This is a genomic window from Agromyces sp. NPDC055658 (assembly GCF_053618155.1).
In genome coordinates, this window is the sequence record NZ_JBSHHD010000102.1 from 1 (window position 1) to 1,383 (window position 1,383).

The window sequence follows — 1,383 nt, forward strand, 5'->3', positions numbered from 1 at the left end:
CTACCTGGGCGCGCGAACCCGGGACGGTTCCTACAACGACCTGAGTGACCCCAGGATGGGTGCGGTGGGGTGCCGCTTCGGCCGCAACGTCCCACCCGAACACTCGTATCCGGAATCCGCCCAGCGGCTGCTCGATCCCAACCCGCGACTGGTCAGCCGCGCACTGCTGACCCGGGACAGCTTCCAGCCCGCGACGACGCTCAATCTCCTGGCCGCGGCGTGGATTCAGTTCGAGGTGCACGACTGGTTCGCCCACGGCTCGGTCCCCACCCAACCCTGGGTCGTGCCGCTGCGCGACGACGATCCGTGGCCCGAACGGCCGATGCGGGTCGAGCGCACCCCGCCTGATCCCCACCCGAGCCCGGCCGGGCCGCCCACCTTCGTCACACAGGAATCGCACTGGTGGGACGCCTCCCAGATCTACGGGACCACACCGGCATTCGCCAGCGCCCTGCGCGCACCCGAGCACGGCAAGCTGCGAATCGACGACTCGGGCCTGCCGCCACCCGAGGTCGAGGCGACCGCGGACCTGACCGGCACCGCGGGAAACTTCTGGGTGGGCCTGGCCCTGCTGCACTCACTGTTCATGCGTGAGCACAACGCCATCTGCGACCACCTGGCCCGGGCGTACCCCTACCTGACCGGCCAGCAGCTCTACGACAAGGCACGCCTGGTCAATTCCGCATTGATGGCCAAGATCCACACCGTCGACTGGACTCCGGCGATCATCGCGCATCCGACAACGGTGACGGCCATGCGTGTCAACTGGTTCGGGCTACTCGGCGAGCGGTCGGGCCCCCGGTTCCGGCGAGGCTTCGGACGCATCAGCACCAGTCCGCTGCTGCACGGCATCCCCGGCTCGCCCACCACACATCACGGCGTGCCGTACTCGTTGACCGAGGAGTTCGTCGCGGTGTACCGGATGCACCCGCTGATCCCCGACGAGTTCACATTCCGCTCGCTGGCCGACGACAGCGTCACCGCACAGCACGAGCTACCCGAGCTGTCGGTGCTCAATGTGCGTGCCCGGCTGGCCGAAAGCCCCATGGCGGACCTGTTGTACTCCTTCGGTCGCGCCCATCCCGGCGCGTTGTCGCTGCACAACTTCCCCCGGCACCTGCAGCACATGCATCGCGTCGACGGCGCGCTGATGGATCTGGCCACCATCGACCTGATCCGGTGCCGAGAACGGGGCGTACCGCGCTACAACGAGTTCCGGGAGCTGTTCCGGCTCAAGCGGGTCAAGACGTTCGAGGAGCTGACCGGTGAGACTGCGCTGGCGGCCGAGCTGCGCGAGGTCTACGACGACGACGTCGACCTCGTCGACCTGGTGATCGGCCTGTACGCCGAGCCCAAACCACCCGGATTCGGCTTCAGCGACAC

General features: G+C 67.9%; 1 protein-coding gene. It reads left to right on the top strand.

Going from position 1 to position 1,383, the window contains the following annotated elements:
• Positions 1-1,383: peroxidase family protein (locus ACWGPE_RS18815; RefSeq protein WP_452049282.1), on the top strand; the 1,383-nt coding region annotated here is incomplete at both ends.